At 69.8% G+C, this 24,261-nt stretch carries 25 protein-coding genes; 13 read left to right on the top strand and 12 right to left on the bottom strand.

What is annotated here, in order from left to right; translation table 11 throughout:
* Nucleotides 1-20 precede the first annotated feature (20 nt).
* Genes ACSHV8_RS13075 through ACSHV8_RS13060 form a run of 4 tightly spaced genes read right to left on the bottom strand, consistent with a single transcriptional unit; the run spans nucleotide 21 to nucleotide 5,729 of the window.
* A complete protein-coding gene (locus ACSHV8_RS13075; protein ID WP_436536755.1) occupies nucleotides 21-2,642 on the bottom strand; it encodes a glycoside hydrolase family 3 C-terminal domain-containing protein in 2,622 nt (873 codons plus the stop codon).
* A gap of 15 nt (nucleotides 2,643-2,657) precedes the next feature.
* Nucleotides 2,658-3,551, bottom strand: coding sequence for a carbohydrate ABC transporter permease (locus ACSHV8_RS13070; RefSeq protein ID WP_436532723.1), 894 nt, complete (start codon nucleotides 3,549-3,551; stop codon nucleotides 2,658-2,660).
* Nucleotides 3,541-4,410 carry a carbohydrate ABC transporter permease gene (locus ACSHV8_RS13065; protein WP_436532722.1) on the bottom strand — a complete coding sequence of 290 codons (870 nt, stop codon included), beginning with the start codon at nucleotides 4,408-4,410 and terminating at the stop codon, nucleotides 3,541-3,543. The genes ACSHV8_RS13070 and ACSHV8_RS13065 overlap by 11 nt, the downstream gene beginning before the upstream one ends.
* Nucleotides 4,407-5,729 carry an ABC transporter substrate-binding protein gene (locus ACSHV8_RS13060; protein ID WP_436532720.1) on the bottom strand — a complete coding sequence of 441 codons (1,323 nt, stop codon included), beginning with the start codon at nucleotides 5,727-5,729 and terminating at the stop codon, nucleotides 4,407-4,409. The genes ACSHV8_RS13065 and ACSHV8_RS13060 overlap by 4 nt, the downstream gene beginning before the upstream one ends.
* Before the next feature lie 133 nt (nucleotides 5,730-5,862).
* Here ACSHV8_RS13060 and ACSHV8_RS13055 point away from each other — a divergent pair, with 133 nt between their 5' ends.
* Genes ACSHV8_RS13055 through ACSHV8_RS13030 form a run of 6 tightly spaced genes read left to right on the top strand, consistent with a single transcriptional unit; the run spans nucleotide 5,863 to nucleotide 12,930 of the window.
* Nucleotides 5,863-6,690 carry a PmoA family protein gene (locus ACSHV8_RS13055; protein ID WP_436532718.1) on the top strand — a complete coding sequence of 276 codons (828 nt, stop codon included), beginning with the start codon at nucleotides 5,863-5,865 and terminating at the stop codon, nucleotides 6,688-6,690.
* On the top strand, nucleotides 6,687-8,195 hold the full coding sequence (locus ACSHV8_RS13050; protein ID WP_436532716.1) for a family 43 glycosylhydrolase: 1,509 nt from the start codon (nucleotides 6,687-6,689) through the stop codon (nucleotides 8,193-8,195). Before ACSHV8_RS13055 ends, ACSHV8_RS13050 begins: the two co-directional genes overlap by 4 nt.
* Nucleotides 8,192-9,982 (top strand): pectinesterase family protein, encoded by a 1,791-nt coding sequence (locus tag ACSHV8_RS13045; protein WP_436532714.1) that lies wholly within the window; start codon nucleotides 8,192-8,194, stop codon nucleotides 9,980-9,982. Before ACSHV8_RS13050 ends, ACSHV8_RS13045 begins: the two co-directional genes overlap by 4 nt.
* A gap of 53 nt (nucleotides 9,983-10,035) precedes the next feature.
* Nucleotides 10,036-10,875 (top strand): PmoA family protein, encoded by an 840-nt coding sequence (locus tag ACSHV8_RS13040; RefSeq protein ID WP_436532712.1) that lies wholly within the window; start codon nucleotides 10,036-10,038, stop codon nucleotides 10,873-10,875.
* Nucleotides 10,876-10,883: 8 nt separating this feature from the next.
* On the top strand, nucleotides 10,884-12,089 hold the full coding sequence (locus ACSHV8_RS13035) for an ROK family protein (protein WP_436532710.1): 1,206 nt from the start codon (nucleotides 10,884-10,886) through the stop codon (nucleotides 12,087-12,089).
* 55 nt (nucleotides 12,090-12,144) lie between these two features.
* The gene (locus ACSHV8_RS13030) at nucleotides 12,145-12,930 is read left to right on the top strand and encodes a helix-turn-helix domain-containing protein (protein WP_436532708.1); all 786 of its coding nucleotides are present in this window, start codon (nucleotides 12,145-12,147) and stop codon (nucleotides 12,928-12,930) included.
* A 19-nt stretch (nucleotides 12,931-12,949) separates the two neighbouring features.
* On the opposite strand, the gene ACSHV8_RS13025 is transcribed toward ACSHV8_RS13030, so the two are convergent.
* The 4 genes from ACSHV8_RS13025 to ACSHV8_RS13010 all read right to left on the bottom strand — a co-directional run bounded on the left by ACSHV8_RS13025 (nucleotide 12,950) and on the right by ACSHV8_RS13010 (nucleotide 16,517).
* Nucleotides 12,950-14,119 carry a 4-hydroxybenzoate 3-monooxygenase gene (locus ACSHV8_RS13025; protein ID WP_436532706.1) on the bottom strand — a complete coding sequence of 390 codons (1,170 nt, stop codon included), beginning with the start codon at nucleotides 14,117-14,119 and terminating at the stop codon, nucleotides 12,950-12,952.
* Nucleotides 14,120-14,221: 102 nt separating this feature from the next.
* A complete protein-coding gene (locus tag ACSHV8_RS13020; protein WP_436532704.1) occupies nucleotides 14,222-15,205 on the bottom strand; it encodes an aldo/keto reductase in 984 nt (327 codons plus the stop codon).
* 18 nt (nucleotides 15,206-15,223) lie between these two features.
* Nucleotides 15,224-16,111, bottom strand: a complete 888-nt coding sequence (locus tag ACSHV8_RS13015) for an aldo/keto reductase (RefSeq protein ID WP_436532702.1) — start codon at nucleotides 16,109-16,111, stop codon at nucleotides 15,224-15,226.
* Nucleotides 16,112-16,124: 13 nt separating this feature from the next.
* Nucleotides 16,125-16,517, bottom strand: a complete 393-nt coding sequence (locus tag ACSHV8_RS13010) for a DUF2255 family protein (protein ID WP_436532701.1) — start codon at nucleotides 16,515-16,517, stop codon at nucleotides 16,125-16,127.
* A gap of 223 nt (nucleotides 16,518-16,740) precedes the next feature.
* On the opposite strand from ACSHV8_RS13010, the gene ACSHV8_RS13005 reads away from it, so the two are divergent.
* Nucleotides 16,741-17,958 carry an MFS transporter gene (locus tag ACSHV8_RS13005; RefSeq protein WP_436532699.1) on the top strand — a complete coding sequence of 406 codons (1,218 nt, stop codon included), beginning with the start codon at nucleotides 16,741-16,743 and terminating at the stop codon, nucleotides 17,956-17,958.
* A 130-nt stretch (nucleotides 17,959-18,088) separates the two neighbouring features.
* Here the strand turns inward: ACSHV8_RS13005 and ACSHV8_RS13000 are convergent, their stop codons facing one another.
* Nucleotides 18,089-18,541, bottom strand: a complete 453-nt coding sequence (locus tag ACSHV8_RS13000) for a hypothetical protein (RefSeq protein WP_436532697.1) — start codon at nucleotides 18,539-18,541, stop codon at nucleotides 18,089-18,091.
* A 400-nt stretch (nucleotides 18,542-18,941) separates the two neighbouring features.
* Nucleotides 18,942-19,070: a DUF6368 family protein gene (locus ACSHV8_RS12995; protein WP_436536753.1), complete on the bottom strand. Its 129-nt coding sequence runs from the start codon at nucleotides 19,068-19,070 to the stop codon at nucleotides 18,942-18,944.
* A gap of 61 nt (nucleotides 19,071-19,131) precedes the next feature.
* Between ACSHV8_RS12995 and ACSHV8_RS12990 the strand changes: the two genes are divergently transcribed.
* Nucleotides 19,132-19,371, top strand: coding sequence for a hypothetical protein (locus tag ACSHV8_RS12990; RefSeq protein ID WP_436532695.1), 240 nt, complete (start codon nucleotides 19,132-19,134; stop codon nucleotides 19,369-19,371).
* Nucleotides 19,372-19,394: 23 nt separating this feature from the next.
* Here ACSHV8_RS12990 and ACSHV8_RS12985 read toward each other — a convergent pair whose 3' ends face one another.
* Complete coding sequence (locus ACSHV8_RS12985; RefSeq protein ID WP_436536751.1) at nucleotides 19,395-19,925, bottom strand: Imm21 family immunity protein; 531 nt, start codon at nucleotides 19,923-19,925, stop codon at nucleotides 19,395-19,397.
* A gap of 153 nt (nucleotides 19,926-20,078) precedes the next feature.
* On the opposite strand from ACSHV8_RS12985, the gene ACSHV8_RS12980 reads away from it, so the two are divergent.
* Nucleotides 20,079-20,534, top strand: coding sequence for a hypothetical protein (locus ACSHV8_RS12980; RefSeq protein WP_436532694.1), 456 nt, complete (start codon nucleotides 20,079-20,081; stop codon nucleotides 20,532-20,534).
* Nucleotides 20,535-20,540: 6 nt separating this feature from the next.
* Here ACSHV8_RS12980 and ACSHV8_RS12975 read toward each other — a convergent pair whose 3' ends face one another.
* Nucleotides 20,541-21,365, bottom strand: a complete 825-nt coding sequence (locus ACSHV8_RS12975; protein ID WP_436532692.1) for a helix-turn-helix domain-containing protein — start codon at nucleotides 21,363-21,365, stop codon at nucleotides 20,541-20,543.
* A gap of 87 nt (nucleotides 21,366-21,452) precedes the next feature.
* Here ACSHV8_RS12975 and ACSHV8_RS12970 point away from each other — a divergent pair, with 87 nt between their 5' ends.
* The 4 genes from ACSHV8_RS12970 to ACSHV8_RS12955 all read left to right on the top strand — a co-directional run bounded on the left by ACSHV8_RS12970 (nucleotide 21,453) and on the right by ACSHV8_RS12955 (nucleotide 24,109).
* Nucleotides 21,453-22,292 carry an SDR family NAD(P)-dependent oxidoreductase gene (locus tag ACSHV8_RS12970; protein ID WP_436532690.1) on the top strand — a complete coding sequence of 280 codons (840 nt, stop codon included), beginning with the start codon at nucleotides 21,453-21,455 and terminating at the stop codon, nucleotides 22,290-22,292.
* Nucleotides 22,293-22,337: 45 nt separating this feature from the next.
* Complete coding sequence (locus ACSHV8_RS12965; protein WP_436536749.1) at nucleotides 22,338-22,649, top strand: alpha/beta hydrolase; 312 nt, start codon at nucleotides 22,338-22,340, stop codon at nucleotides 22,647-22,649.
* 364 nt (nucleotides 22,650-23,013) lie between these two features.
* Nucleotides 23,014-23,904: a helix-turn-helix domain-containing protein gene (locus tag ACSHV8_RS12960; protein ID WP_436532688.1), complete on the top strand. Its 891-nt coding sequence runs from the start codon at nucleotides 23,014-23,016 to the stop codon at nucleotides 23,902-23,904.
* Nucleotides 23,894-24,109 carry a DUF397 domain-containing protein gene (locus ACSHV8_RS12955; RefSeq protein ID WP_436532686.1) on the top strand — a complete coding sequence of 72 codons (216 nt, stop codon included), beginning with the start codon at nucleotides 23,894-23,896 and terminating at the stop codon, nucleotides 24,107-24,109. Before ACSHV8_RS12960 ends, ACSHV8_RS12955 begins: the two co-directional genes overlap by 11 nt.
* Nucleotides 24,110-24,261: the final 152 nt, after the last annotated feature.

Genomic DNA, 24,261 nt, shown 5'->3' with positions numbered 1-24,261 from the left:
GGTCCTTCCTACGGGGGGATTCAGGACGCGCGGACGAGGACGACGAACGTGCCGCGGGCGGTCCTGCCGTGCTGGTGGACGGTCACGGTGACCGTGGCCACCCCGGCCTGCTCGGTGGTGAGCACGCCGTTCCGGACCGAGACCACCTGGGGGCGGTTGGACTCGTACCGGATGCGCAGGTCGGCGGGCAGTGGGGTGCTGTCGCCTAGGGTGCGGTAGCCGGCCCGGCTGTCGTCGCTGAACGCGACGGTCAGCTGCGGGTCGATGCGGGCGCCGGGCGCGAAGTTCACCCGCTGGGAGATGCCGGCGGCCGCGTCGCCGGTCACGACCGGCCGGGCGGTGACGAACCGGGGTGTCGCGTGCAGCCGGCCGGTCACGGTGACGGCGGTACGAGCGCGGACGTCGCTGCTGGACGCGCCGAGCAGCAGCTCGTAGCGGCCGGTGTCGACGCGGAAGCGGCCGGCGGACTCGTCGAAGTAGGCGAGGTCGCTCACCCGTACGGGAAAGGTGATCTTTTTGGTCTGGCCGGGTTTGAGGGTGATCTTCTGGAAACCGGCGAGACGCCGGCGCGGCCGGTCGGCGGCCTGCGGGGTGCCCGCGTAGAGCTGGGCGACCTCGGCGCCGGGCACCCGGCCGGTGTTGGTGACCTCGGCGGTGACCCGGATGGTGCCGTCGGCGTCCACCTGGCGCTCGTCGGTACGCAGATGCGAGTAACGGAACCGGGTGTAGCTGAGGCCGTGTCCGAACGGGTAGGCGACCTCGCCGGTGAAGTACTGGTAGGTGCGGCCGAGGGTGGTCGTGGTGGGCCGGATCGCATAGTCGCCGATCGGCGGGAGCTGGGATGCGTCGGCATACCAGGTGAAGGGCAGGTGGCCGCTCGGGTTGACCGCGCCGGTGACCACATCGGCCAGGGCGGCGCCTTTCTGCTGGCCGTTGAAGGAGCTCCACAGGATCGCCGGGACCTGGCCGGCGAACGGCGTCAGGTCGACCTGGCCGACGGTCTCCAGGTAGACGATCGTGTGCGGGTTGACCGCCGCGACCTGCTGGATCAGTTGCGCCTGTCCGTTCGGCAGGGCCAGGTCGGTACGGTCGTGCGACTCGCGGGCGGTGGTCTCGTCGGTGCCGGCGTAGACGATGACGGTGTCGTAGCCGGCCGCGGCGGCGCTGTCGGTGAGCAGGTCCACGGTGGCGCCCGGGTTGACGGCCTGGATCGCGGCTTTCAGCCCGGCGTATCCGCTGACCGATTTCGCCTGCCCGGACGGGCCCTGGATGCTGCTGTAGCCGCCCAGGTAGAGGGTGGCCGGATGCGCGTACGTGCCGATGACCGCGACCCGGTAGCCGCCGGTGGCGGGTACGCGCAGGGGCAGCGCGTTGTCGTCGTTCTTGAGCAGCACGAGGCTCTCGGCGGCGACCTCGCGGGCCATCGCCAGCCGTTGCGGGGTCTGCGTGACGGCGTTGTTGGCCTCGGTGTTGGTCCAGGTGCCGGGGGCCAGCCGGGCGCGGGCCGCGGCGACCCACGGCACCTCGGCCTCGGCATCGAACTCGCCGGTGGCGATGCGGGCGGTGAACAGCCGCACGGCCGAGACGTCGACGTCGTTCTCGTTGTAGATGCCGGTGAACGTGGAGATGTGCTGGTCGATCGCGGCCGGGATGGTCGTGCCGTAGTTCTTGCCGTCCTTGTAGCCGGCGTTGCAGTTGAGGTCCTCGCCGGCCGACTGCGCGTACGCGGTGCGGGTGAACTCGTTCACCGGTTCCGTCGCGCCAGGCGGCTGCCAGTGGTGGCCGGACTGCATGATGTAGACCGCGTCGCAGTCGGAGGTGAAGTAGCCGCCGAACCCGAACGTCTGCCGGGCCAGGGTCTCGTGCAGGTAGGTGCTGGCCGGGGCGGGGGTGCCGTTCACCCGGTTGTAGGCGCTCATGATCGAGCCGGGGTGGCTGGCCGCGATGATGTCGCGGAACTGGGCCGTGTAGTACTCGCGCAGGGTGCGCTCGTCCACGTCGGAGCTGCCGGTGGTCCGGTTGTACTCGCTGTTGTTGGCGGCGAAGTGTTTGAGCGTGGCGATGGTCTTGAGGTATCCGCCGGATTCCGGCAGCGGGTCGCCGGTCATGCTCTGGCCCTGCAGGCCGTTCACGTACTGGCCGGCGAGGGCGGCAGTGAGCACCGGGTCCTCGCTGAACGCCTCGTCGTTGCGGCCCCAGCGCGGGTCGCGGGCCAGGTTGACCGTCGGCGAGTACAGGCCGAGGTCGAGCTTGTTCTGCCGGAAGATCTCCCGGGTCTCGTCCGAGATCATCGAGGCTTCGCGGTAGACCAGCTCCGGGTTCCAGGTGGCGCCGAGCGACAGGCTGACCGGGTACGACGTGGTGTTGAGCAGGGTCGGCGGGCCGCCACCGTTGCGGGTGCCCTCGCGGGCGACGCCGTGCCCGGCCTCGTTCCACCATCCGTAGGCGGCCACGCCGAGCCGCGCGACGGCGGCCGCCTGACTGCTGTTGAGCTGGGTGGCCTTCTCGGCCAGGGTCATCCGGGAGACCAGGTCGGCGGCGCGTTCGGCCGGCGAGTAGGAGCGGTCGAGGTAGATCGGGGCGGCGCCGGCCGGGACGCCGGCCAGCGGCAGCGACACGACGACGGCCGCCAGCAGGTGCATCAGTTTCACGCGGGTTCACCTCAGTCCGGTGGTGGCGATGCCCTTGACCAGGTATTTCTGGCCGGCGATGAAGAAGCCGATGACGGGCGCGAGCGAGACGAACGACATCGCGAACATTTCGCCCCACTGGCTCTGACCCTCCGAGTCCATGAACTGGCGCAGCGCGAGCGGGACGGTGTAGAGCTGCGGGTCGGTCAGGTACAGCAGCGGGGCGAAGAACTCGTTCCACACCGAGATGAACGTGAAGATCGCGGTGGTCGCGAACGCCGGCCGGCACAGCGGCAGGATCACCCGCCAGAACGTGCCGAACGGGCCGCAGCCGTCGATGCGGGCGGCGTCGTCGAGCTCGGTCGGCAGCGAGCGCATGAACTGGACCATCAGGAAGATGTAGAAGCCGTTGGTGGCCAGGAAGTGCGGGACCAGCAGCGGGTAGTAGGTGTTGAGCCAGCCGAGCTTGTCGAAGAGCACGTACTGGGGGACGACCAGGACGTGCCCGGGCAGCATCATGGTGCCGAGCATCATCGCGAAGAAGATCTTGCGGCCGGCGAAGCGCAGGCGGGCGAACGCGAACGTCGCGAGGGAACAGGACAGCAGGTTGCCGACGATGCTGAGGGTGACGATGACCAGGGAGTTGACCAGGTAGATCTGGAAGGGCTCGCTCAGCGAGGTCCAGCCGCGCGCGTAGTTGCCCGGGTCCCAGGCGGCCGGCCACAGCGACTCGTCGGTGAAGACGGTGTTGCTGGGCTTGAGCGAGCTGGAGATCATCCAGAGCAGCGGGTACATCATGACCAGGCCGGCGACGCAGAGCAGCAGGTGGCGCAGGAACCGTGGTCTCTTGGTCGGCGGGGCCTGCTCATCCCGTACGGGAACGAATCCGACCTGGGTCTTCTCCGTCGTGTCAGTTGTCATAGAACACCCACCAGCGGGCGGCCAGGAAGTTGATCGCGGTGAACCCGGCGATGATCGTCAGCAGTAGCCAGGCCATCGACGAGGCGTAACCCATGTCGAACTCGGCGAAGCCCTTCTGGTACAGGTACAGGTTGTAGAACAGCGTCGACTGCCCCGGCCCGCCGCTGCCGTTGCTGATCACGTACCCCTGGGTGAAGGTCTGGAACGAGGCGATCAGCGACTGCACCAGGTTGAAGAAGATGATCGGGCTCAGCAGCGGCAGTGTGATCGACCGGAACTGCCGCCAGGACGAGGCGCCGTCCATCGAGGCCGCCTCGTAGTACATCGCCGGGATCTGCCGCAGGCCGGCCAGGAAGATCACCATGGGTGAGCCGAAGGTCCACACGTGCAGCAGGATCAGCGTGCTCAGGGCGTATCGCGGGTCGGTCGACCAGCCCGGCCCCTGGATGCCGAACCAGGCCAGGAAGTCGTTGACGATGCCGTGGTAGCCGAAGATGTAGCGCCAGAGCATGACCACGGCGACGCTGCCGCCCAGCAGTGACGGCAGGTAGTAGATGCTGCGGTAGATCGCCAGCCCGCGCACGCCGCGGTCGAGCACCATGGCCACGGCCAGCGCGACCGCGAGCGAGAGCGGCACCGAGACCAGGGTGTAGATCGTGGTGACCCCCAGCGAGGTGTGCAGGGTGGCGTCGTGCCACATCTCCCGGAAGTTGGCCAGTCCGGCCCAGCGCGGCGGGGTGAGCAGGTCGTAGTCGGTGAAGGCCAGGTAGAGCGACGCGAAGAACGGGATGATCATGAAGAGCGTCCCGCCGAACCAGGGCAGCAGGAACAGATAGCCGGCACGGTCCTGCCGGGTCACGTGGTTATCGCCTTGTGCGCCTCGGTGACGAATTGCTGTCCGGCGTCGGCCGGGGTCATCCGCCCGAACTCCACCTCGGTGCTGATCACCTTGAGGATGTTGGTGAGTTTGCTGGCGCCCACCGGGTACGGGTACGACGGCGGCAGCTCCTCGTCCTGCAGCTGGGTCAGGAACTCGGCGGAGCGCCGGCTGTCCGGGTCCAGCGTCGGCGCGGTCTGCACGGCGAGCGCCCGGTTGGGCGGCACGCCCCGGGTGGCGCCCGCGGCCTTGGCCGCCTCGGCGTCGTTGATCAGGAAGTTGAGCAGGGTGAGGGTCTCCTGCGGGTGCTTGGTCCTGGCCGCGATCGACCACAGCGCCGGGGTGTCCACCGACTGCCCGCGCTGCTTCGCCTGGGATTCGCCGGGGATGCGCAGCAGCGCCAGGCTGCCTCCGCACGCCTGGTTGTAGCCGAACAGGTTGTTGGTCGGGATGATCTGCGACGCGATCGACTTCTTGGCCAGGTAGGACTGGGCCGGCGAGGTCCCGTTGTTCTGGTCGATGAAGCCGGCCGGGGGCAGACCGCCCTGGGCCCGCAGGTCCACGCTGAGCTGGTACCAAGCGGTGACGGTGGCCGCGGTGGCGCCCAGCCGCCCGTCGCGGGTGAAGAAGTCCTCACCCCGCTGGCGGGCGAAGACCAGCAGGTTGGCGACGGTCCACGGTTCGAAGTTGGATCCGTACACCTGGCCGGCGCTGGCCTTGGTGACCCTCTTGGCGAAGTCGGCGTACTGATCCCAGCTCCACGTGTCGCCGTCGGGCACCTCGACGCCGTACTTGTCGGTCAGCGTCTTGTCGACGACGAAGCCGATGGTGTTCAGCCCGGACGGTACGCCGAAGGTGTCGGCGCCGACCTGGCCGAGGGCCTTGGCCTGCGGGGTCAGCGCGGCCAGGTCGAGACGGTCGGCGTGCGCGCCCAGTTCGAGCAGGGTGCCGCGGTCGGTGTACTCGCGCAGGCTGTCGAAGCGCATCGCCAGCAGGTCCGGCGGGTCCCCGGCGGCGAACCGCGCGGCGAGCTTGTCCTTGTACGGGCTGCTGTCCTGGTACTCGGTGCGCACCCGGATGCCGGGGTTGGCCGCCTGGAACAGGTCCAGGGTCTTCTGGGTGAACTCGGCGCGTTGCGCGTCGCCCCACCACGCCATGTTGATCTCGATCTTGCCGTCGTCGCCGCCCTTGCCCCCGAACCCACGGCCGCAGGCGGGCAGCGCGGCGGCCGCTCCGGCCAGGCCGGCCAGCTTGAGCACCTGACGCCGGCCGAGTCCGGCGCCACTGTCGACATGGGTCACGGTCGATCCTCCCGATCGGCGAACAGATTTGTTTCAGTGTTTTATCTATCGAGCTAAGTCCATGTCAACAGCCCGGCACATAATTTGTTGCAGTGGTTGACGTAACTCGGGCGGCGTCGGTAACTTGCCGCTCATGCCGAACGTTCAGGCACACGACCTGCACTGCGCGGGCCGCGTCGTCGCCCGCTACGTCTGGGACCCTCAGCTACCCACCAGCGTCTCGCCCCGGCCCTACCTGCACCCGGTCACCACCCTGGCCGGGACCACGGTCACCGGCTTCATGCCCGCCGACCACCGGCACCACCTGGGCGCCAGCATCGCCGTGCCGGCCCTCAACGAGGCCAACTTCTGGGGCGGGCGCACCTACGTCGCCGGCCACGGACCGACCCACCTGGACAATCACGGGCGTCAGCAGCACCACCGCTGGCTGCACCGCTCCGGCGACCGCGTCGAGCACCAGTTGCGCTGGACCGGGCACGACGGCACGGCCCTGGCCCGGGAGGAGCGGGCCCTGACCGTCCACGAGCTCACCGGCGACGCCTGGCTGCTGCAGGTCGATTACACGCTGCGCAGCGCCACCGGCACGGCCCTGACCATCGACAGCCCGGCCGCCCGCGGGCGCACCGGCGCCGGGTACGGCGGTTTCTTCTGGCGCGCCCCGGCCGGGCCGGACCCCGTCCGGGCCTTCGGGCAGCAGTCCGACGGCGACGTGCACGGCAGCCGCGACGCCTGGGTCGTGCTCAGCGGCGACGCCTGGACACTGATCTTCCTGGCCCCGACACCGCAGGCCGATCCCTGGTTCGTCCGCGCCGACGACTACGCCGGGGTGTGCTCCGCGATCGCCTGGGACCGGCGCCTGGTCGTCGCGGCCGGCGAGGTCTTCACCCGCCGGCTGCGGGTCGTGATCGCCGACGGCCCGCCCACCCCGGCCACCATCGCGGCGGCGGAGGCCTGGTCGTGAGCGCGCCGTGGATCGCCGACAACGGTGACGGCACCTACCGCAACCCGATCCTGTACGCCGACTGGTCCGACCCGGACGTGATCCGCTCCGGCGACGACTTCTACCTGACCGCCTCCAGCTTCAACCGGGTCCCCGGCCTGCCCGTGCTGCACTCCACCGACCTGGTCAACTGGCGGATCGCCGGGCACGCGCTGCATCGGCTGCCCGCCGAGCACGCCACCCCGCAACCCGGCTGCGGCGTCTGGGCGCCGTCACTGCGCCGGCACGACGGCCGGTTCTGGATCTGCTACCCCGACCCGGACCACGGCATCTTCCTGACCACCGCCAGCGACCCGGCCGGCCCGTGGACCGAGCCACGGCTGATCCTGGCCGGACGCGGACTGATCGACCCGTGCCCGCTGTGGGACGACGACGGCCGGGCCTACCTGGTGCACGCATGGGCACGCAGCCGGTGCGGTTTCAACAACCGGCTCTCCGCGTACGAGATGACGCCCGACCTCGCCGAGCCCCTCGGCCCCGCGACCCCGGTCGTCGACGGCGACGCCATCCCGGGCTGCCGCACCCTGGAAGGACCCAAGTGGTACCGGCGCGACGGCTGGTACTGGATCTTCGCCCCGGCCGGCGGCGTCGCCACCGGCTGGCAGTACGCCCTGCGCTCCCGCGACGTGTTCGGCCCCTACGAGCCGCGCATCGTGCTCGCCCAGGGCGACACCGAGGTCAACGGCCCGCACCAGGGGGCATGGGTGCGCACCCCGGCCGGCGAGGACTGGTTCGTGCATTTTCAGGACCTTCGCGCGTACGGGCGGGTCGTGCACCTGCAGCCGATGAGCTGGACCGGCGACGGCTGGCCGCAGCTCGGCGACCACGGTGTCCCGGTCGCCGGCCACCGTAAACCGATGCCCGGCTCGGGCCGCCCGAGCGCGCCGGTCACCAGCGACACGTTCCCCGGCGGCCGGCCCGGAGCGCAGTGGAGCTGGCCGGCCAACCCCGGTATCGGCCGGGTGCGGCCGAACCCGGAGGGCGGGCTGCGACTGGCCTGCCGGCCCGGCGACGACGACCTGCGGCGCCGACCGGACGTGCTCGGCCAGCGGCTGCCCGGCCCCCGGCTGCGCGCCGAGACCGGGCTGCGACTCGACGCCCCGGCCGGAGCGCGGGCGGGACTGGTGGTGCACGGCCGTACGTACGCCTGGATCGGCCTGGACCACCGGTCCGATGGCGCGTATCTGACCTGCCGCTTCGCCGAAGCCGAAGGCGAGGCGGAACAGGACGCGGCGAACCCGGTCGCGGTCCCGGCGGGAGCAGGGGTGCGGCTCGCCGTGACCGTGACCGAACCGGCGACGGTCCGGTTCACCGCGGAGATCGGCGGTGAACGGTGGGTGTGCGACCCGCCGTTCACCGCCACCCCGGGCGTCTGGATCGGCGCCACCCTCGGCCTGTTCGCCGCCGGACCCGGCGGCCACGCGACCTTCGACCGCTTCCTGGTCAGCCCGCTGGAGGACACATGATCGCGAAACTCGTCGCCGTCGCCCTGCTGCTGCCCCCGGCGCCGGCCGCCACGGACGCGCCGGTGACCTGGACCGACCGGCCGATCGGCTTCGCCGCCGTGGCCGGACCGGACGGGCACGCCACCACCGGAGGGGCCGCCGGGCCCACCGTCCGCGCGCAGACCCTTGACCAGTTGCGCTCCTACGCCGCCGCCACCGAACCCCTGGTCGTCACCGTGGCCGGCAGCATCCGCGTGGATCCGTTCGGCGACATGATCACCGTCGCCTCCGACAAGACGATCATCGGGGCCGGCCCGGGCGCCGAACTCGTCGGCGGCGGCCTGTTCCTCAACGGCACGCACAACGTGATCATCCGGAACCTGACCATCCGCGACTCCTACATCCCCGGCGACTTCGACGGCAAACGCGCCGACAACGACAACGACGGCATCCGCCTGGACACCGCCCACCACGTCTGGATCGACCACACCCGCATCGAACGCGTGGGCGACGGCGGCATCGACATCCGCAAGGACAGCGACTACATCACCCTGTCCTGGAACGTGATCAGCGACATCAACAAGGCTCTCGGCGTCGGCTGGACCGCCAACGTGATCACCCGGCTGACCGCGCACCACAACTGGATCCGCAACACCGTGCAGCGCAACTGGAGCCTGGACAACACCGCCGCCGCGCACCTGTTCGACAACTACCTGCAGGACATCACCCAGTACGGCACGATGAGCCGCAACAACGCCCGGGTACTGGTCGAGGACAGCGTCTTCGACCACGTGAACGACCCGCTCGTGGTCAAGGACGCGACGGCCTCGCTCACCGGGCGCCGCAACCTGTTCACGGCCAGCCCGGGCCGCAACGACAGGGCCGGCGTGCCGTTCGACCCGGCCACGTTCTACCCCTACTCCCCCGACCCCGCCTCCCGGGTCCGCGACCTGGTCACCCGGTACGCCGGACCGGCACCGACCGTGCACCGCACACCCCGGGCGATCACCGTCGCGCTGGACGGCACCGGCGACTACGGCAGTCTGCTGGCCGCCCTCGGGGCGACCCGTGACGCCCGCGGGCCGGTCACCATCGCACTGGCACCGGGCTTCTACCGCGAGCAGGTGCGCATCTGGCCCGACCAGGCCGGAGTGACCGTCACCGGGCCGGCCGACGCGATCGTCGCCTACGACCTGGACCCGGCCGCGCAGAAGTTCTACGGCGGTCTGCTGGGCGCCGACGCGGCAACGGTCACGCTGCTCGGCAGCGGGACGACGCTGCGCGGGCTGACCATCGACGCGACCACCGCACCGGCGCTGCGCTCGGCCGGCGACCGGAGCCTGCTCGACGGCACACGCCTGACCGGCCCGCTGCGCGCCGAGCGGGGGCGCACCTACCTGCGCGACTGCGCCGTCGAGGCCGAGAACGACCTGATCACCGGGCCCGCCGTCGCGGTCCTCGACGGGTGCGCGCTGACCACCGGGACCGGCGCGGTCACCGCCGCCGACACCCCGGCCACGCAGCGGTACGGCATCCTGCTCACCCACTGCGTGATCACCGGAACCGGGCTGCTGGGCCGGCCCGGCGCCGCCGGCACCCTCGCCCAGGTCGTCGTCCGCGAGAGCGAACTGGGTCCGGCGACGGCCGCCGCGGCGTGGAGCGGCGACCCGCTGCCCCGCTTCGCCGAATACGCCGACACCGGCCCGGGCGCGGTGACCGGCCCCGGACGGCCACAGTTGTCACCGCGACAGGCCGGGCGGTACACGGTGGACGCGTACCTCGGCCACGATTGGCGTCCCCGCATCTGAGCGCGCCGATGACTATCCTGCTCAGGAATCGCCCGACCCGCCCGGAGGCACCCGTGACCGGTGACGCCACAGCAGTCCTGCGTCTGGCCGGCCGCCCCGTCGCCGAGTACGCGTGGCGTCCCGACCTGCCCGTCGCGCTGTCACCCCGGCCGTACCTGCACCCGGTCCGCACCCTCGCCGGGGTGACCGTCACCGAGCTGATGCCGGCCTCGCACCGGCACCACCTCGGTGTCAGCGTCGCGGTCGCCGAGGTGGACGGCGCGAACTTCTGGGGCGGGCGCACCTTCATACCCGGGCACGGCCCCGCCTGGCTCGACAACCAGGGAGCCCAGCAACACGTGCGCTGGCTGCGGCGAACCGACACCCGGCTGAACCACACCCTGCGCTGGACCGCGATCGACGGGCGGCTGCTGCTGACCGAGCGCCGCGACCTGACCTGCCGCCCGGCCGGGCCGGACGCCTGGGCGCTGAGCTACGGGTTCGCACTCACCAACGCCACCACCGAGCCGCTGCCGATCCGCAGCCCGGCCGCGCACGGGCGTACCGGCGCCGGCTACGGCGGTTTCTTCTGGCGCGCCCCGGCCGGCGACAGCCGGATAACCTCCCCCCACGGCGAGGGCGTGGCGGCCATCCATGGACGGCGGGCCCCCTGGCTGTCGGTGTCCGGCCCGGACTGGACGCTGGTCTTCATCGCCGGAAGTCTGCAGACCCGTGACGACCGGTGGTTCGTGCGCACCCGCGACTATCTCGGCATCGGGTCCGCCCTCACCTGGGAACACCCGCTGCTGCTCGACCCCGGCGCGACGCTGGCCCGGCAGGTCGTCACCGTGATCGCCGACGGCCCGGTCGACGCGGACCGCGCCGCCGCCTACGCCGCCGACCTGGCCTCATGATCCGCCCGGTGCACCGGGTCGCCCCCACCACCGACACCCCGATCCGGCAGGACGGGCTGCGCGCCCACAACCTGAGCCTGACCTTCCAGCAGATCGTCGACGCCCGGCAGGCGCCGATCTCCCGCAGCGAGCTGGCCGCCGGCACCGGCCTGACGCGCCCGACGATCTCCCGCATCGTCGACGAGCTGCTCGGCGCCGGTCTGATCGTCGAAGCCGAGCCGGCCCGCTCCGGCAACAGCGGACGCCCCCGGGTCGGACTCGGCCTGGCCCGGACCGGACCGGCCGGGCTCGGCCTGGACATCCGGACCGGGGTGCTCTCAGCCTGCGTCGTCGATCTCACCGGCGCCGTGCGTCACCTGGACTTCGCCGCGCACACCGGCCGCGACGTGCCACCGGCCGACACCCTGAACAGCCTGGCCGCGATGGCGCGCAAGGCCATCGCGGCGGCGGCCGCCGAGGACCTCACCGTGGTCGGCGCGACGTTCGCGGCCCCGGGCCCGGTACGAGACGGTTCCCTGGTGCGGTTCGCACCGGCCCTGGGCTGGCGCGACGTCGACGCCGGCACGGAGCTCGGTGCCCTGATCAGCGCGCCCGTCGTGGTCGGCAACGACGTCGCCCTGGCCACGCTCGGCGAGCTGTACGCCGGCGCGGCCGACCTGCGCAGCTTCGTCTGCGTCAGCGGTGAGTTCGACATCGGCGCCGGCGTCGTGCTCGACGGCAGCCCACAGCGTGGCTCCCGCGGCCACCTCGGCCACGTCATGGTCGACAGCACCGGTCCGGCGTGCGCCTGCGGAGCGACCGGCTGCCTGCAGAGCTACGCCGGACTGCGCGAGATCCTGGCCGCGGCCGGCGGCGACGACTCGGCGCCGGCCCCCGCGGTGGCGATCGACGAGATGGTCTCGGCGGGATCCCCGGCGATCCTGACCGCGCTCGACCGGGCCGCCGGCGCGCTCGGGGTCGCCGTGTCCGCCCTGCTCAACCTGGTCGAGGTGGACACGGTGCTGCTCGGCGGCAGCTACTCGCTGCTCGCGTCGTGGCTGACCGAGGGTGTCGAACGTGAGATCCGGGCCCGGGTGCTCAGCGACCGGTGGGCGCCGGTGCAGGTACGACCGGCGCCGCTGGGTCCGGACGCCGCGGTGATCGGCGCCGCGCTGAGCTCGATCGATCAGGTTCGCCGGGACCCGAACCGGTGGCTCGCCCGCGCGCAGCCATGAGCGGTGGCGACAGTCCGGCTTCCGGGATTGCTGATTTGCAGTATCCTGACCGGCGATGCCGGAAATCCGCCAGCCCTCTTCGTGGCGTGACGCGGTGCCCGAAGGCACGCCCGCAGGAGCCGGCTGGCTCCCGCACGGCTTCCACATGGAGATGCACTCGCACCCCGAGGGTCAGCTGGTCTACGCGGCGGCCGGCGCCCTGGCCACCACCACCGAGCGGGGTACCTGGGTATCCCCCGCCAACCGGGTCACCTGGACGCCGCCGGGTTTCCAGCACGCTCACCGCTTCTACGGCGAGACCGACGTGCGTCTCGTCGCCATCCCGGTCGACCTCTGCGCCGAGCTGGTCGCGCAACCCAGCGTGTTCGCGGTCAGCCCCGTGCTCCGCGAGGTCCTGCTGGCCCTGACCGACCGGCCGGAGACCCGGCCCGGCGCGTACGACCGGCTCCGCGCCGTGGCCGTCGACGAGCTGGTCGAAACCCCCGAGCAGTCCCTTCACCTGCCCGAACCGGGCGACGACCGGCTGCGGGCCGTCACCGACCGCCTGCACGCCGACCCCGGCCACAACGCCACCCTGGCCGAGCTGGGCCGGGCCGTAGGAGCGGGCGAGCGCACCCTCAGCCGTCTGTTTCACGCCGAGCTGGGCATGAGCTTTCACCGCTGGCGCACCATCCTGCGCATCCACCACGGGCTGATCCACCTCACTGACGGCCGCTCGGTCACGGAGACCGCCGTGATGTGTGGCTGGTCGAACCCGACCAGCTTCATCGAGGCGTTCACCGAGGTCGTCGGCCAGACTCCGGGCCGATACCAGGCGAACCTGCGCAACGATGTCAGATGAGCCGACCTCGGCTCACTTTTCAGGCGGTTCCGGAAGTGAGTTCGCTGAAGACCCGGTTCGCCGCCTCGGACTCGAATTGGCGGCGCAGCTCCGCCCGGGCGACCTGCTTACGGAACTCCCCCTCGGAGGACGGATCGCCGGCGTTGTGCATGAGGTCGGTGATCCAGGTGGCGAAGGCCTGGTAGTTCCAGACGTGACCCAGGCAGGTGTCGGAATAGGAGTCGAGCAGGCTCGGATCGCCGTCTCTGACCTGCGCGATCACGGCTTTGGCGAAGGTCTCGGCGTCGAAGAGGGCCAGGTGGATGCCTTTGGCGCTCATCGGCGGCACGATGTGGGCGGCGTCGCCCAGCAGATAGACGCGCCCGTGGTGCATCGGTTCGTGCACGACGCCGCGTAGGGCGACGACCTCCTTGCTGAGGATCTCGCCCCGGCCCAGCGACTGACCGACACGAGCTTCCAACTCGTCCCAGACCCGTTTGTCGGGCCACTGCGCGACCGTGTCCCCGACCGGGCACTGCAGGTAGATACGGCTGTTCTCGGCACCTCGGGGAATCAGACCGGCCAGGCCACGGGTGTGGATGGCCATGCCGGAGGTTTTTCCCGGCACCGCGGCCAGAACGCTCAGCCACGAGTACTTGAACTCGTACGCATACCGGGTGAGCACACCGGCCGGGATGCTCCCGCGGGTGGCGCCGCGATCACCGTCGCAGCCGGCGACGTAGTCACAGTGAAGGACCACCGTCGCACCGGTGCTGTCCCGGTATCGCACCGCCGGGCTCGCACCGGCGATGCCGCTCGGCTCGACGTCGGCCTGGTAGCGGATCTCCCCGCCCTCGCGCAGGAAGATGTCGGCGAGCCGGCGGACCAGAAACTGCTGCGGGATGAAGATGCTCTCGTTGTCGTCCTCGTCGACTTCGATCGGCATCGCGTGGCCGTCGATGAAGAAGCTGCCCTCCACTTCCGTAGTGGGGCCGGCGTCCAGCACTTCCGCCAGCCCCCACTCCCGGAACAACCGCACCCCGCGGGTGTCGAGCGTCCCCGCCCGCTGCCGCGCCTCGACATGTTCACGCGAACGGCGTTCAAGAATGATGCAGTCGACACCGTTACGCCGAAGAAGATTGCCGACCGTGAGACCGGCGACCCCTGCTCCGACAACGACGACCGCCGTACGTTTCTCCACTTCAGCCATGCCGCCACTATCGGCGCGACATCACCCGTACCACCACCGGTGATTGCTCTTCGTATACCGGAAACCCGCCAACCTTGTGCGCAGCCGCCCGGCCCGTGCGGTTCAGCGTTCGATCATCTGCATCTGCTCGTCGGTGTGATGGCCGCCCTCGGCCACCGGCAGCGCGTCGAGGGCGGCGATCTGCTCGGTCGTGAGCGTGATCGCGTCCGCGGCGACGTTCTCCTCGACCCGGCTGACCCGCCTCGTGCCGGGAATGGGGACGATGTCGTCGCCCCGGGTCAGCAGCCAGGCCAGCGCCACCTGGGCCGGGGTGGCGCCCACCTGGTCCGCGATCTCCTGCACCTGGTCGGCCAGGCGCAGGTTGCGCCGGAAGTTCTCGCCGATGAAACGCGGGCTGGTCTTGCGGAAGTCGCTGTCGTCGAGCTTCTCCACGTCGGCGGGGGTGCGCAGGGCGCCGGTGAGGAAACCCTTCCCCAGCGGCGAGTACGCCACCAGGCCGATGCCCAGCTCACGCAGCACTGGCAGTACTGCTTCCTGGTCCCGTGTCCACAGCGAGTACTCCGACTGCAACGCGGTGACCGGGTGCACGGCGTGCGCGCGGCGGATGGTGTCGACCCAGGCCTCGGACAGTCCGACGTACCGAATCTTGCCCTGTTCGACGAGGTCGGCGAGGGCGCCCATGGTGTCCTCGATCGGCGTCTTCGGATCGACCCGGTGCTGGTAGTACAGGTCGATGTGGTCGGTGCCGAGCCTCGTGAGCGATCCCTCGACGGCGGTGCGGATGTTGTCCGGGCTGCTGTCGAGGTTCCACGTTCCGGCCCCGCCGTGCGAGACGAGGCCGAACTTGGTGGCCAGAACCACCTGGTCGCGGCGGCCCTTCAACGCCTGGCCGACGAGCTCTTCGTTGGTGTAGGGGCCGTAGATCTCGGCGGTGTCGATGAGGGTGACCCCGAGGTCGATGGCACGGTGGATGGTGCGGATCGACTCGGCGTCGTCACTGCCGGCGCCGGTGTAGCCGTGCGACATGCCCATCGCACCCAGGCCGATCCGAGCGACTTCGAGGTCTCCGAGCTTCGCGTTGTGCATGGTGCTCCTTCGTAAGATTCAGGCTTCGGGGATCGGCCGGCCGAACGTCTCCAGAGTGATGGCTTCCGGTTCCGGGCCGCCGCGCTTGCCGGTATCCAGGGCGTCGATCGCGGCCAGCTGCTCGGCGGTGAGCTCGAAGTCGAACACGTCGAAGTTCTCGGCGATGCGCTCCGGCTTGGTCGACTTCGGGATGACCTGGCGGCCCTGCTGCAGGTGCCAGCGCAGCATCACCTGGGCCGGGCTCTTGCCGTACGCCTTGGCGATCTCCCCGATCGTCGGGTCCTGCAGCGTGCTGGTGTGCTCGCTGTCGCGGTAGAAGGTGATGCCGCCGATCGGTGACCAGGCCTGGGTGACGATGCCCTGCTCGGCGCCGAGTTCCTGCACCTCACGCTGGGCGAAGTACGGGTGCACCTCGATCTGGTTGACCGCCGGCACGACCGTTGCCTGGTCGAGCAGGGCGGTCAGGTGGTCGACCATGAAGTTGCTGACGCCGATCGCCCGGACCTTCCCGTCGGCGTAGAGCTTCTCCAGCGCGCGGTAGGCGCCCAGGGTCTTGTCGAAGTCCGACGGCAGCGCCTGGTGCAGGATCAGCAGGTCGATCTGCTCGACGCCGAGCTTGACCGCGCTCTTGTCGAAGCCGTGCAGCGTCTCGTCGTACCCGTAATCGCTGATCCAGATTTTGGTTTCGACGAAGACCGCGGAGCGGTCGAGGCCGGATGCGGCGATGGCCTCGCCGACCTCGCGCTCGTTGCCGTAGGCGGCGGCCGTGTCGATGTGCCGGTAGCCGGTCGACAGGGCGGCCTGCACGGCGGCGCGGGTCTCGTCCGGCGGGGTCTGGAAGACGCCGAGGCCGATGGCGGGGATCTCGACGCGGTTGTTGAGCGTCAGGTTCGGGACGGTGGTCATGGAAAAGGTCCTCTCAGGAACGGGGCAGCAGGCGGATGGTGACCTCGTGGGCCTGCTCCCCCACGACGGAACCCACGATGGCGGGCCCGTAACGGTCGTATTTGCTGTGGTAGGCGGCGTCGATGCCCGGGTGCACGTCCGACTCAGCCGGCGCGAAAGTGACCTCGCGTTCCAGGCCGCCGGCTCGGATCCGGCCCGCCCCGGCGCGCAGCGCGCGCACATACCAGCCGTTGGCCGGGCCACGAGCCGAGCGCACGTACAGCTCGTCACCGGCGCGGGCCACCCACATCGTCACGTACGGCCGCATCGTCCCGTCACCACGCGGAGTCGCCAGCCCCAGCTCCTCGGCGCCGCCGATGGCGGTCAGTTCCTCGCCGGTCCAGGTGGTCATCATCGGTTCAGCCATCACGACATTCCTTTCAAAACCTTCACCCCGATTCGGTACGGACGGAGCCGGCCCATCGGATCCAGGCAACTCGTCGCTGCCGATCAACTCCCGGGGCTGCGAGGCGGCGTGAAGCTTGACGTGCCTACCAGCAAACACCCCGCCGCGGCGGTCAGGGAGACACCGCCCAAAGGGGTACCAGCAGGGACCCCCTCACGCCGAATCAGCTGCTTAACCTGGCCTTATGGACAATCGGGACGGGGTACGGGCGTACTTCAGCTCCCATCGGCCGAAGGTCAACCCCATCCCCGCGTACGACAGCCGGCGGCTGCTCATCCCGTCCGCCGCACTGCTCTGGGGCCTGCAGTTCGCCCTGCTCAACCCGGTCCTGGCGGTCCTGCTCGCCGGCGTCTTCGGCGCATCCGCGGCCCAGGTCGGTGGCGCGCTCGCGGTCTACAACGCCAGCGGTTTCGTCGCTTCCCTGATCCTGCCCGCTTACGCGGATAAAAAACACGATTATGTACGGCCGATGCTGGCCTGCGCCGTGCTGACGCTCGCGCTGGCCGGGCTGCTGGCCGTGACCACATCGCTGCCGGTCGCGGTGTGTGCCCTGGTCGTGCTGGGCGGCCCGGCCGGCGTCGGCAACTCGCTGCTGTTCGCCCATCTCAAGCACAGTGGCGCCGCCGCGCCGGAGGTGGTTCGCACCCGGGCGGTCGTCTCGTTCGCCTGGGTCGCCGGGCCGCCGCTGGCCGCGTTCGTCCTGACCGGGTCGGAGCCGAAGGCGGTCCTGGTCCTGCTGGCCGCCGTCGCCGTCCTCACCATCACCGCGACCGCCGGGTTGCTCCGCACCCACGCGGCGTCACCCCCGGTTCCCGTCGACGCCGAGGACCGCGGGCCGGTTCGCCGGGGCCACATCGCCACGATTCTGGTCGTCTTCGTCGCGCTGCAGGCCACCAACAGCGCCGTCGTGTCGATCATGGCGTTGTTCGTCGCCGATCGGATGCACCTCGACGTCGCCTGGGCCGGGATCGCGCTGGGCGTGGCCGCGGCGTGTGAGATCCCGGCCCTGCTGGCCATCGGACGGTTGAGCCGCCGCTTCTCGGCGACCGGCCTGATCGCGGTCGGTTGCCTGGCCGGCATCGCGTACTACCTGGCCATGCCGTACGCGAAAGGTCCCATGGTTTTGATCGGTCTGCAGGTGCTCAACGCGTGGTTCTTCGCCGCGGTCGCCGGTGTCGGACTGCCCCTGTTCCAGGAGATCATTCCGCGCCCGGGGCTCGCTTCCGGCCTGTACGTGAACACCCGCCGCGTCGGCGCGATCGTCTCCGGGCCGATCATCGCGGTCGGCTCGGCAACCCGGCTCGGCTACGGCGCGGTGTTCCTGGTCTGCGCCGCCGTCACCCTATTAGCGCTGCTCATGCTCGGGATGGCGTCCCGGACGAGGGCCGGTCGGCGAACATAGCCGCCGCCGCGACCGGACGGATCTGCCGCCCGAGCCGTCGCGGCTGGTCTCAGCCCGTCCAGAGGGAAGTTCACGATCGGCACTATCGCCGGCGCCCACTCCGTCGTGCTCTGCCACATGACATCACGCGTCAGTCGAACCAGTTGAACAACAGATCTCCGAGTCGCGGCGGACGATGGTAGGCCACGTCACGCCGCTCATCCGCAGTGAGCGCGTGCAGATGGCGTTCGCTGAGTGGTTCATTGAGCTGCGCTGGGCCGGCCACCTGAAAGCCTCGGTCGGAGAAAACCTTGCTCCCAGGCACTGCGACGAACGCCATGGCGACCTCTTGAGGGTCGGCCGCTTCGGCCGCAGCGACCAACAGCGCGGCCGCGTTGAGCAGGATGACCCCTGTGACACCATCACGGGTTTCCACGCCCAGCCGGTAGTGGTTGCGGCCCGCTGCCGGCCCCTCGGCAGCGGCGACGACGGCACCGCCGACGCTCCTCATCGCCTCGTGCACGGCGACGAGCCAGGAAGCCCGCGCGGCGGGATCAACGTGCGGCTTGGTTACCTCCGGCCGCAGCAGGTCGAGGATCTCCACGCGCCTATCGTCGAGCACCAGCCGGCGAAGATTGAACTCACCCCGTCCCTGCGCACGAACCGCACTCAGTCCACCGACCTCGCCGAAGCCGCCGCCCGTGACCAGATGACCTATCGCGGATTCCTTGCCGACCTACTCATGGCTGAGTGCGATGACCGGAACCGGCGCCGCTCCGAACACCGCATCAAGGCCGTCGCGTTCCCCCGAGACAAGGCCCTGAGCGTTCGACTTCGCCGCGAACCCCAGCGTCGACCCCGCCGTCGTTCACGCCCTCGGCGGCTGCGACTGGATGAGAAAGGGCTTACCGTTCTGCCTGATCGGAGACTCGGCACCGGCAAGAGCCACACGGGCAACTCCGCACCGCTCGCGTCGGCGTGTCTGGCGGGTAGCTGGCTGATCTTTACTTGACCAGCCGGAACCCCGGTGCTGCCGCCCACGCCCGGAGGAACGCGGCCGTCCCGAAAGCGCTTGCGCCCCACGACTGCGGTGCCACGGACACGGCTCCGGTGAGCGCCTGCACCGCCTCGATCTGCTCCGGATAAAGCTACGACGCCACGCGACGGCTACCCGCCGAGGCCGAGGGCTCCGAGATGGGCAAACTCCGCCGCGAGATGCACCGCCGGATGCTCGGCAACGGCTACTGCGCCCGGCCCGTCGAGATGGACTGCCACTTCGAGTCGATCTGCGAGTCCTGCACCTTCTTCGTCACAACCATCGAGTTCCGGCCCACCCTCGAACGACAACGAGACGACGCCGCAGCCAAGGGACAAGTCGCCCGCGAGCAAATCTTCGATGGGCTACTCAGCCGATTCGATGGGGAAGCATGCTGATCTTTGCGCAAGACGCATCGCGGTCAGCTCGGTGACCGAGGCGATAGCTGGATCACGCCGACGGAGGTGTCTTCGGTCGGAGAGGCATGGACAGCCCGGATCGTCCAGCTACCGGGCGGGATAGAGACAGGCGACTGATCCGGCAAGCCACCGCCGTTCGGATACTCGGATGTGAGCTCGGCGCCGGCAGTCACCGAGTCTATGAGCACCGCCGGTCCGCCCGTCGTCCAGACTCCGCACTCCTCCCACACCGTTGCTGGGTCGGCAAGCACCGCCTGAGCCGCCGCGATCAGGTCGACTTCGCTGTCGGCACCCAGCCAGCGGACGAACGCTTGATGTTCGGGCAGATAGCAGCTGAGGGCGGGCTCGTCTGCCAGAACGAGTCCCTGGTCTCCGTCTTCACCGAAAGCGATCACACCTGCCAGACCGTCGACTTCGCAGGCGCGGTCGTAGTCGTCCACGACGTCTCCGCTGCCGGCGGCGTTTCCTGACTCGGTGCAACCATGCCACCGGGGCAACGCAGCGACCGGCACCACTATCAGTGGGCCGCCCATCGACTCGACCCAGATCAAGGATGGCCCGGTCGAGCCGGCATCCGCACGGGATGTCTTCACGACGCCAGTATCCCTGCTGGTGCTCCAGACGACGCTTCTTCAAGCCGATCATCGGGACGCGGGTCTTGACATCGAGACCCGCATACAAGAGGGGTGCCGACCGGCCAGGTGCGCTACGACAATCTGCGATCTGCCGTCGCCCAGGTCCTGGGGTACTCCCGGCAGCGGGTGGAGACCGCCAGGTGGACTGCGTTCCGTTCGCGTTACGGCATCGATGCCTTCGACTGCCAGCCAGGCATCCAGGGCGCTCACGAGAAGGGCGGCGTCGAAGGTCAGATCGGCTGGTTCCGCCGCAACCACCTCGTCCCGGTCCCACAAGTCGACTCGTTCGAGCAGCTCAACGCCATGGTCGACAACTGGGATGCCGCTGACGGCACGAGGCGGATCGGCACCCGCCCGCACACCGTCGGCGAGTACTTCGCCGTCGAGCAGCCGCAGTTGGCGCTGCTGCCGGACGAGGCGTTCGAGACCGGCACCTGGCTCACCCCTCGGGTCGACCGGTTCAGCCAGGTCACCGTCCGCACCAACCGATACTCCGTACCGGGCTGATGGAGGTCACGAGGCTGCTTTCGGGGTGTGCAGGGCGAGCAGGGTGAGCCGGTCCGCGGTCGCGGTGCCGGGGACCGGGGAGAACAGGGCGAGGATCTGGGTGCGGTCCTCGTCGACAAGTGACTGGCAGTCCAGTTCGAGCAGCCCGACCTCGGGGTGCAGGATCCGTTTGCGGCGGCCCCGCATGACGGCGACATCGTGCAACTCCCACAGCGCCGCGAACTCGGGGCTGTCGCGGCGCAGCCGCTCGACCAGGCCACGAGCGGGTTCGTCGTCGCGGCGGCCGACAGCGGCCCGAAGGTCGGCGACCAGGGCCCGGGACTCCTCGGCATGGTCCTCGACCGAATACCCGGTGCGCGTGCCGGATTCGGTGAACCAGCGATGGATGACGCTCCCTCGACCGATGAGGTTCCCGAACACGCCACGGGCAAGATGGTTCTGCGCCAGGCTCTCCCCAAGATCAGTCATCACCTGCGCGGGCACGTCGTGCAGCCGGTCGAGCACGGCCAGCAGCGTCGGGGCGACGTGCCGATCACCACGCCGCCGGCCCGGCACGTTGAGCCCGCACAACCGGTACAGGTGATCGCGTTCGTCCAGGCTCAGCCGCAGCGCCCGGGTCAGCGCCCGCAGCACCGACTCCGACGGCGTCGCCGTGGCCCGTTCCTGCTCCAGCCGCGTGTAGTAGTCGGTCGAGACGCCGGCCAGCCCGGCCACCTCTTCGCGGCGCAGCCCCGGCGTACGCCGCCGCCCGGCCACGGCCAGACCGACATCGGCCGGGCTGAGCGCTTCACGCCGGATCCGCAGGAACTGGGCGAGTTGCTTGCTGTCCACGAACAGAAGTCTGCGTTCCCGGCCGGTCGGTAGGCAGAGAGAACCTCACTCTGCCTACCGACCGCGCGACGATCGACGCTCGGTCACATGACTTCTTCCCGTACCTGGTTCATCACCGGCGCTTCCCGAGGCCTCGGCGCGCTCTGGACCGAAGCGATTCTCGAGTACGGCGACCAGGTCGTCGCCACCGCCCGCGACGCCGCCACGCTCAAACCGCTCGCCGACCGCCACGGCGACCGTCTGCTGCCGCTCGATCTCGACGTCACCGACGAAGCCGCCGTCAACGAAGCGGTCCGTACCGCCGAGCAGCACTTCGGCAGCATCGACATCCTGGTCAACAACGCCGGGCACATGCTGCACGGCGCCGTCGAGGAGGTCAGCGCCGACCAGGCCCGCGCACAGATGGACGTCAACTACTTCGGCGCCCTCTGGACCACCCGCGCCGTACTACCGGGCATGCGCGAACGCCGCTCCGGCCGCATCCTGCAGGTCTCCTCGATCGGCGGCCTGCTCGCCTACCCGGCCCTCGGCATCTACCAGGCCTCCAAGTGGGCCCTGGAAGCCATGAGTCAATCCCTGGCCGCCGAGGTAGCCGCCCACGGCATCCACGTCACTCTGATCGAGCCCATCATGTTCCCCACCGGCTTGGCCGCCACCTCACCACAATCAACACCGATTTCGGCGTACGGACACGCCCGCGAAGCCCTGTACACCGGCGCCACCGCCTCCGGCTTCGTCCCGGGCGACCCGGCCGCCACCGCGCGAGCAATCCTCGCCCTGGCCGACGCCCCGAACCCACCCCTGCGCGTCCTGTTCGGCACCAACGGCCTCGACGCCGTCCGCACCGAATACGCCGCCCGCCTGGCCGGCCTGCAGGAGTGGGACCACATCTCCCGCCTCGCTCAGGGCAACCAGGCCGGGAGGTGACTGCTATGACCCGCACCGTCGTCTCGGTCGACTACCGGCTCGCACCTGAATATCCGTTCCCGGCCCCGGCAGTTCTACCTCGGCGAGCAAGCCGGTGACCCGTCGCCGTATGCGGCGCCGGCCCGCGCCGACGTGACCGGACTGCCGTCGACCTACCTGGCCGTCAACGAACTCGACGTCCTGCGCGACGAAGGCCTCGACTACGCCCGCCGGCCGTTCGAAGCCGGCGTACCCACCGAGATCCACCTGTGGCCAGGAACCTTCCACGGCTCCCACAACGTCGTCCCCGACGTGGCCGTCTCCCAGCATGCGAAGAACACCCTGGTCGCTGCAGTACGGCGCGGCCTCAACGCCTGACCTGTCCAGGGGCCCGGCCGGCTGCCGGGCCCCCGGACCGCACGGTGTGGCAGACCGCACAGTCAAGCGTCCGACCGCAGCCGGGGCACCAGCGACCCCGATTTCGTCCGACAGAGAGCCCGCTGATCAATCCGATCATGACTCCCGCCACGGCGATGATGGCAAGCATCGCGATCCTCCCGAAGTCGATTGACTCTTGCGGGTCTCGATGCTCACCTTGACAGACAACACTCAGCAACGCCTTGAACTGCGTTTTTCCCATCAATCAAACCAAATATGCAACTTGCAGCCTTGACGTATCAGAGGGCCGAGCGGACCCTTCCAACCTGTAATCCCGACTGATTTCACATAGAAAGGGAGAAACGTGTTGGCTTCCGATAGTGCAGGCTCCACCATCCCCCGGCGGACGCTTGGGCTGGCTCTGCGGAAAGCTCGAGAAGGCGCCGGCGTCACCATGGTCGTGGCGGCCGACGCGATCGGCCAATCCGTCCAAAGCCTCCGTCGCATCGAGCAGGGCACCGTCTCCACCCCCAAAGCCAAGGTGACAGTCTTGTGCATGGCCTACCGCCTGCCGCCGACGACCCGGGCCGTTCTGGAACAACTCGCCACGGAGACAAAGTCGAAAGGCTGGTGGCATTCCTACGGCGACGTCGTCCCGGCCTGGTTCGAGCTGTACGTGGCTCTGGAACAGACCGCCGACCGCATTCGCTCCTTCGATCCCCTGCTGGTTTCCGGACTCCTACAGGAATCCGGATACATGGCCGCCGCGATTCTGGGTGTCGAGCCCGACCTCACAGCCGAGGACGTTGCTGCCCGCACCGAGGTCCGACGATCCCGTCAGCGACAGCTGACTCGCTCGTTCCCGCAGCCGCCACGGCTGGAGGTGATCCTCACCGAAACCGTGCTGCTCGTCGAGATGCCCGACAGCGTGATGCGGGCCCAGCTGTGGCACCTTCTGAAGGCCACCGAGCTGGGCCACGTGACCGTCCGGGTACTGCCGTTGTCGGCGGGGCTGCACCGCGCCTCGGTCGCCGGCCCTTTCACGCTCTTGAACTTTCCGTCAGAGAACGGGACGACACCGCCAAGTCTCGTCTACAGCGAAAGCCACACCGGAGCGATCTACCTGGACAAGCCGCAGGAGATCGCATCTTACGAGCAGGTCTGGGCCGCGCTCGATGCCGCTGCGCTGGATCAGGCCGGATCAGTAGAGTTGATGTCCCAGAGGTTGAAGGAGCTAAACGATCATGAGTCCTAACCTTTCCGGCGCGGTGTGGCGCAAATCGGCCCGGTCCGGCGGGAGCGGCCAGTGCGTTGAGGTCGCCTTGGATCTCCCGGAGGCTCCCGGCCATGTCGCCGTTCGCCACAGCCGGCGCCCCGGCGCCGAGGTGATCGTCTACACCGACGCCGAGTGGTCCGCCTTCCTCGCCGGCGCCCGCGACGGCGAGTTCGACAAGTCCTAACCACCGCTCTCGCGCCCGTCCCACGATCGGAGACGGGCGCGAGCCGCGGATCTACAAGCCTCACCGACCTGCAGCGCGCCCATGTGCATCGGGCGGATCAACTCTTCGCCGGTCGCCGAACAGGTCGTCACGGCCACGTTGTCGTCGTAGTT

The sequence above is a fragment of the Actinoplanes sp. HUAS TT8 genome, assembly GCF_051380535.1.
Classification (GTDB): domain Bacteria; phylum Actinomycetota; class Actinomycetes; order Mycobacteriales; family Micromonosporaceae; genus Actinoplanes.
Note: the sequence above shows the minus strand (reverse complement) of the source record. Positions and strands in the feature narration are given on the sequence as shown.

Bases quoted from the DNA above. Each gene is read 5' to 3' on its own strand.
- ACSHV8_RS13025 (WP_436532706.1), bottom strand. From the start codon at position 14,119: ATGGCTGAAGTGGAGAAACGTACGGCGGTCGTCGTTGTCGGAGCAGGG.
- ACSHV8_RS13020 (WP_436532704.1), bottom strand. From the start codon at position 15,205: ATGCACAACGCGAAGCTCGGAGACCTCGAAGTCGCTCGGATCGGCCTG.
- ACSHV8_RS13010 (WP_436532701.1), bottom strand. From the start codon at position 16,517: ATGGCTGAACCGATGATGACCACCTGGACCGGCGAGGAACTGACCGCC.
- ACSHV8_RS13005 (WP_436532699.1), top strand. From the start codon at position 16,741: ATGGACAATCGGGACGGGGTACGGGCGTACTTCAGCTCCCATCGGCCG.
- ACSHV8_RS12990 (WP_436532695.1), top strand. From the start codon at position 19,132: ATGGGCAAACTCCGCCGCGAGATGCACCGCCGGATGCTCGGCAACGGC.
- ACSHV8_RS12955 (WP_436532686.1), top strand. From the start codon at position 23,894: ATGAGTCCTAACCTTTCCGGCGCGGTGTGGCGCAAATCGGCCCGGTCC.
- ACSHV8_RS13075 (WP_436536755.1), bottom strand. From the start codon at position 2,642: ATGCACCTGCTGGCGGCCGTCGTCGTGTCGCTGCCGCTGGCCGGCGTC.
- ACSHV8_RS13045 (WP_436532714.1), top strand. From the start codon at position 8,192: ATGATCGCGAAACTCGTCGCCGTCGCCCTGCTGCTGCCCCCGGCGCCG.
- ACSHV8_RS13070 (WP_436532723.1), bottom strand. From the start codon at position 3,551: ATGACAACTGACACGACGGAGAAGACCCAGGTCGGATTCGTTCCCGTA.
- ACSHV8_RS13015 (WP_436532702.1), bottom strand. From the start codon at position 16,111: ATGACCACCGTCCCGAACCTGACGCTCAACAACCGCGTCGAGATCCCC.
- ACSHV8_RS13055 (WP_436532718.1), top strand. From the start codon at position 5,863: ATGCCGAACGTTCAGGCACACGACCTGCACTGCGCGGGCCGCGTCGTC.
- ACSHV8_RS13030 (WP_436532708.1), top strand. From the start codon at position 12,145: ATGCCGGAAATCCGCCAGCCCTCTTCGTGGCGTGACGCGGTGCCCGAA.
- ACSHV8_RS12985 (WP_436536751.1), bottom strand. From the start codon at position 19,925: ATGGGCGGCCCACTGATAGTGGTGCCGGTCGCTGCGTTGCCCCGGTGG.
- ACSHV8_RS12970 (WP_436532690.1), top strand. From the start codon at position 21,453: ATGACTTCTTCCCGTACCTGGTTCATCACCGGCGCTTCCCGAGGCCTC.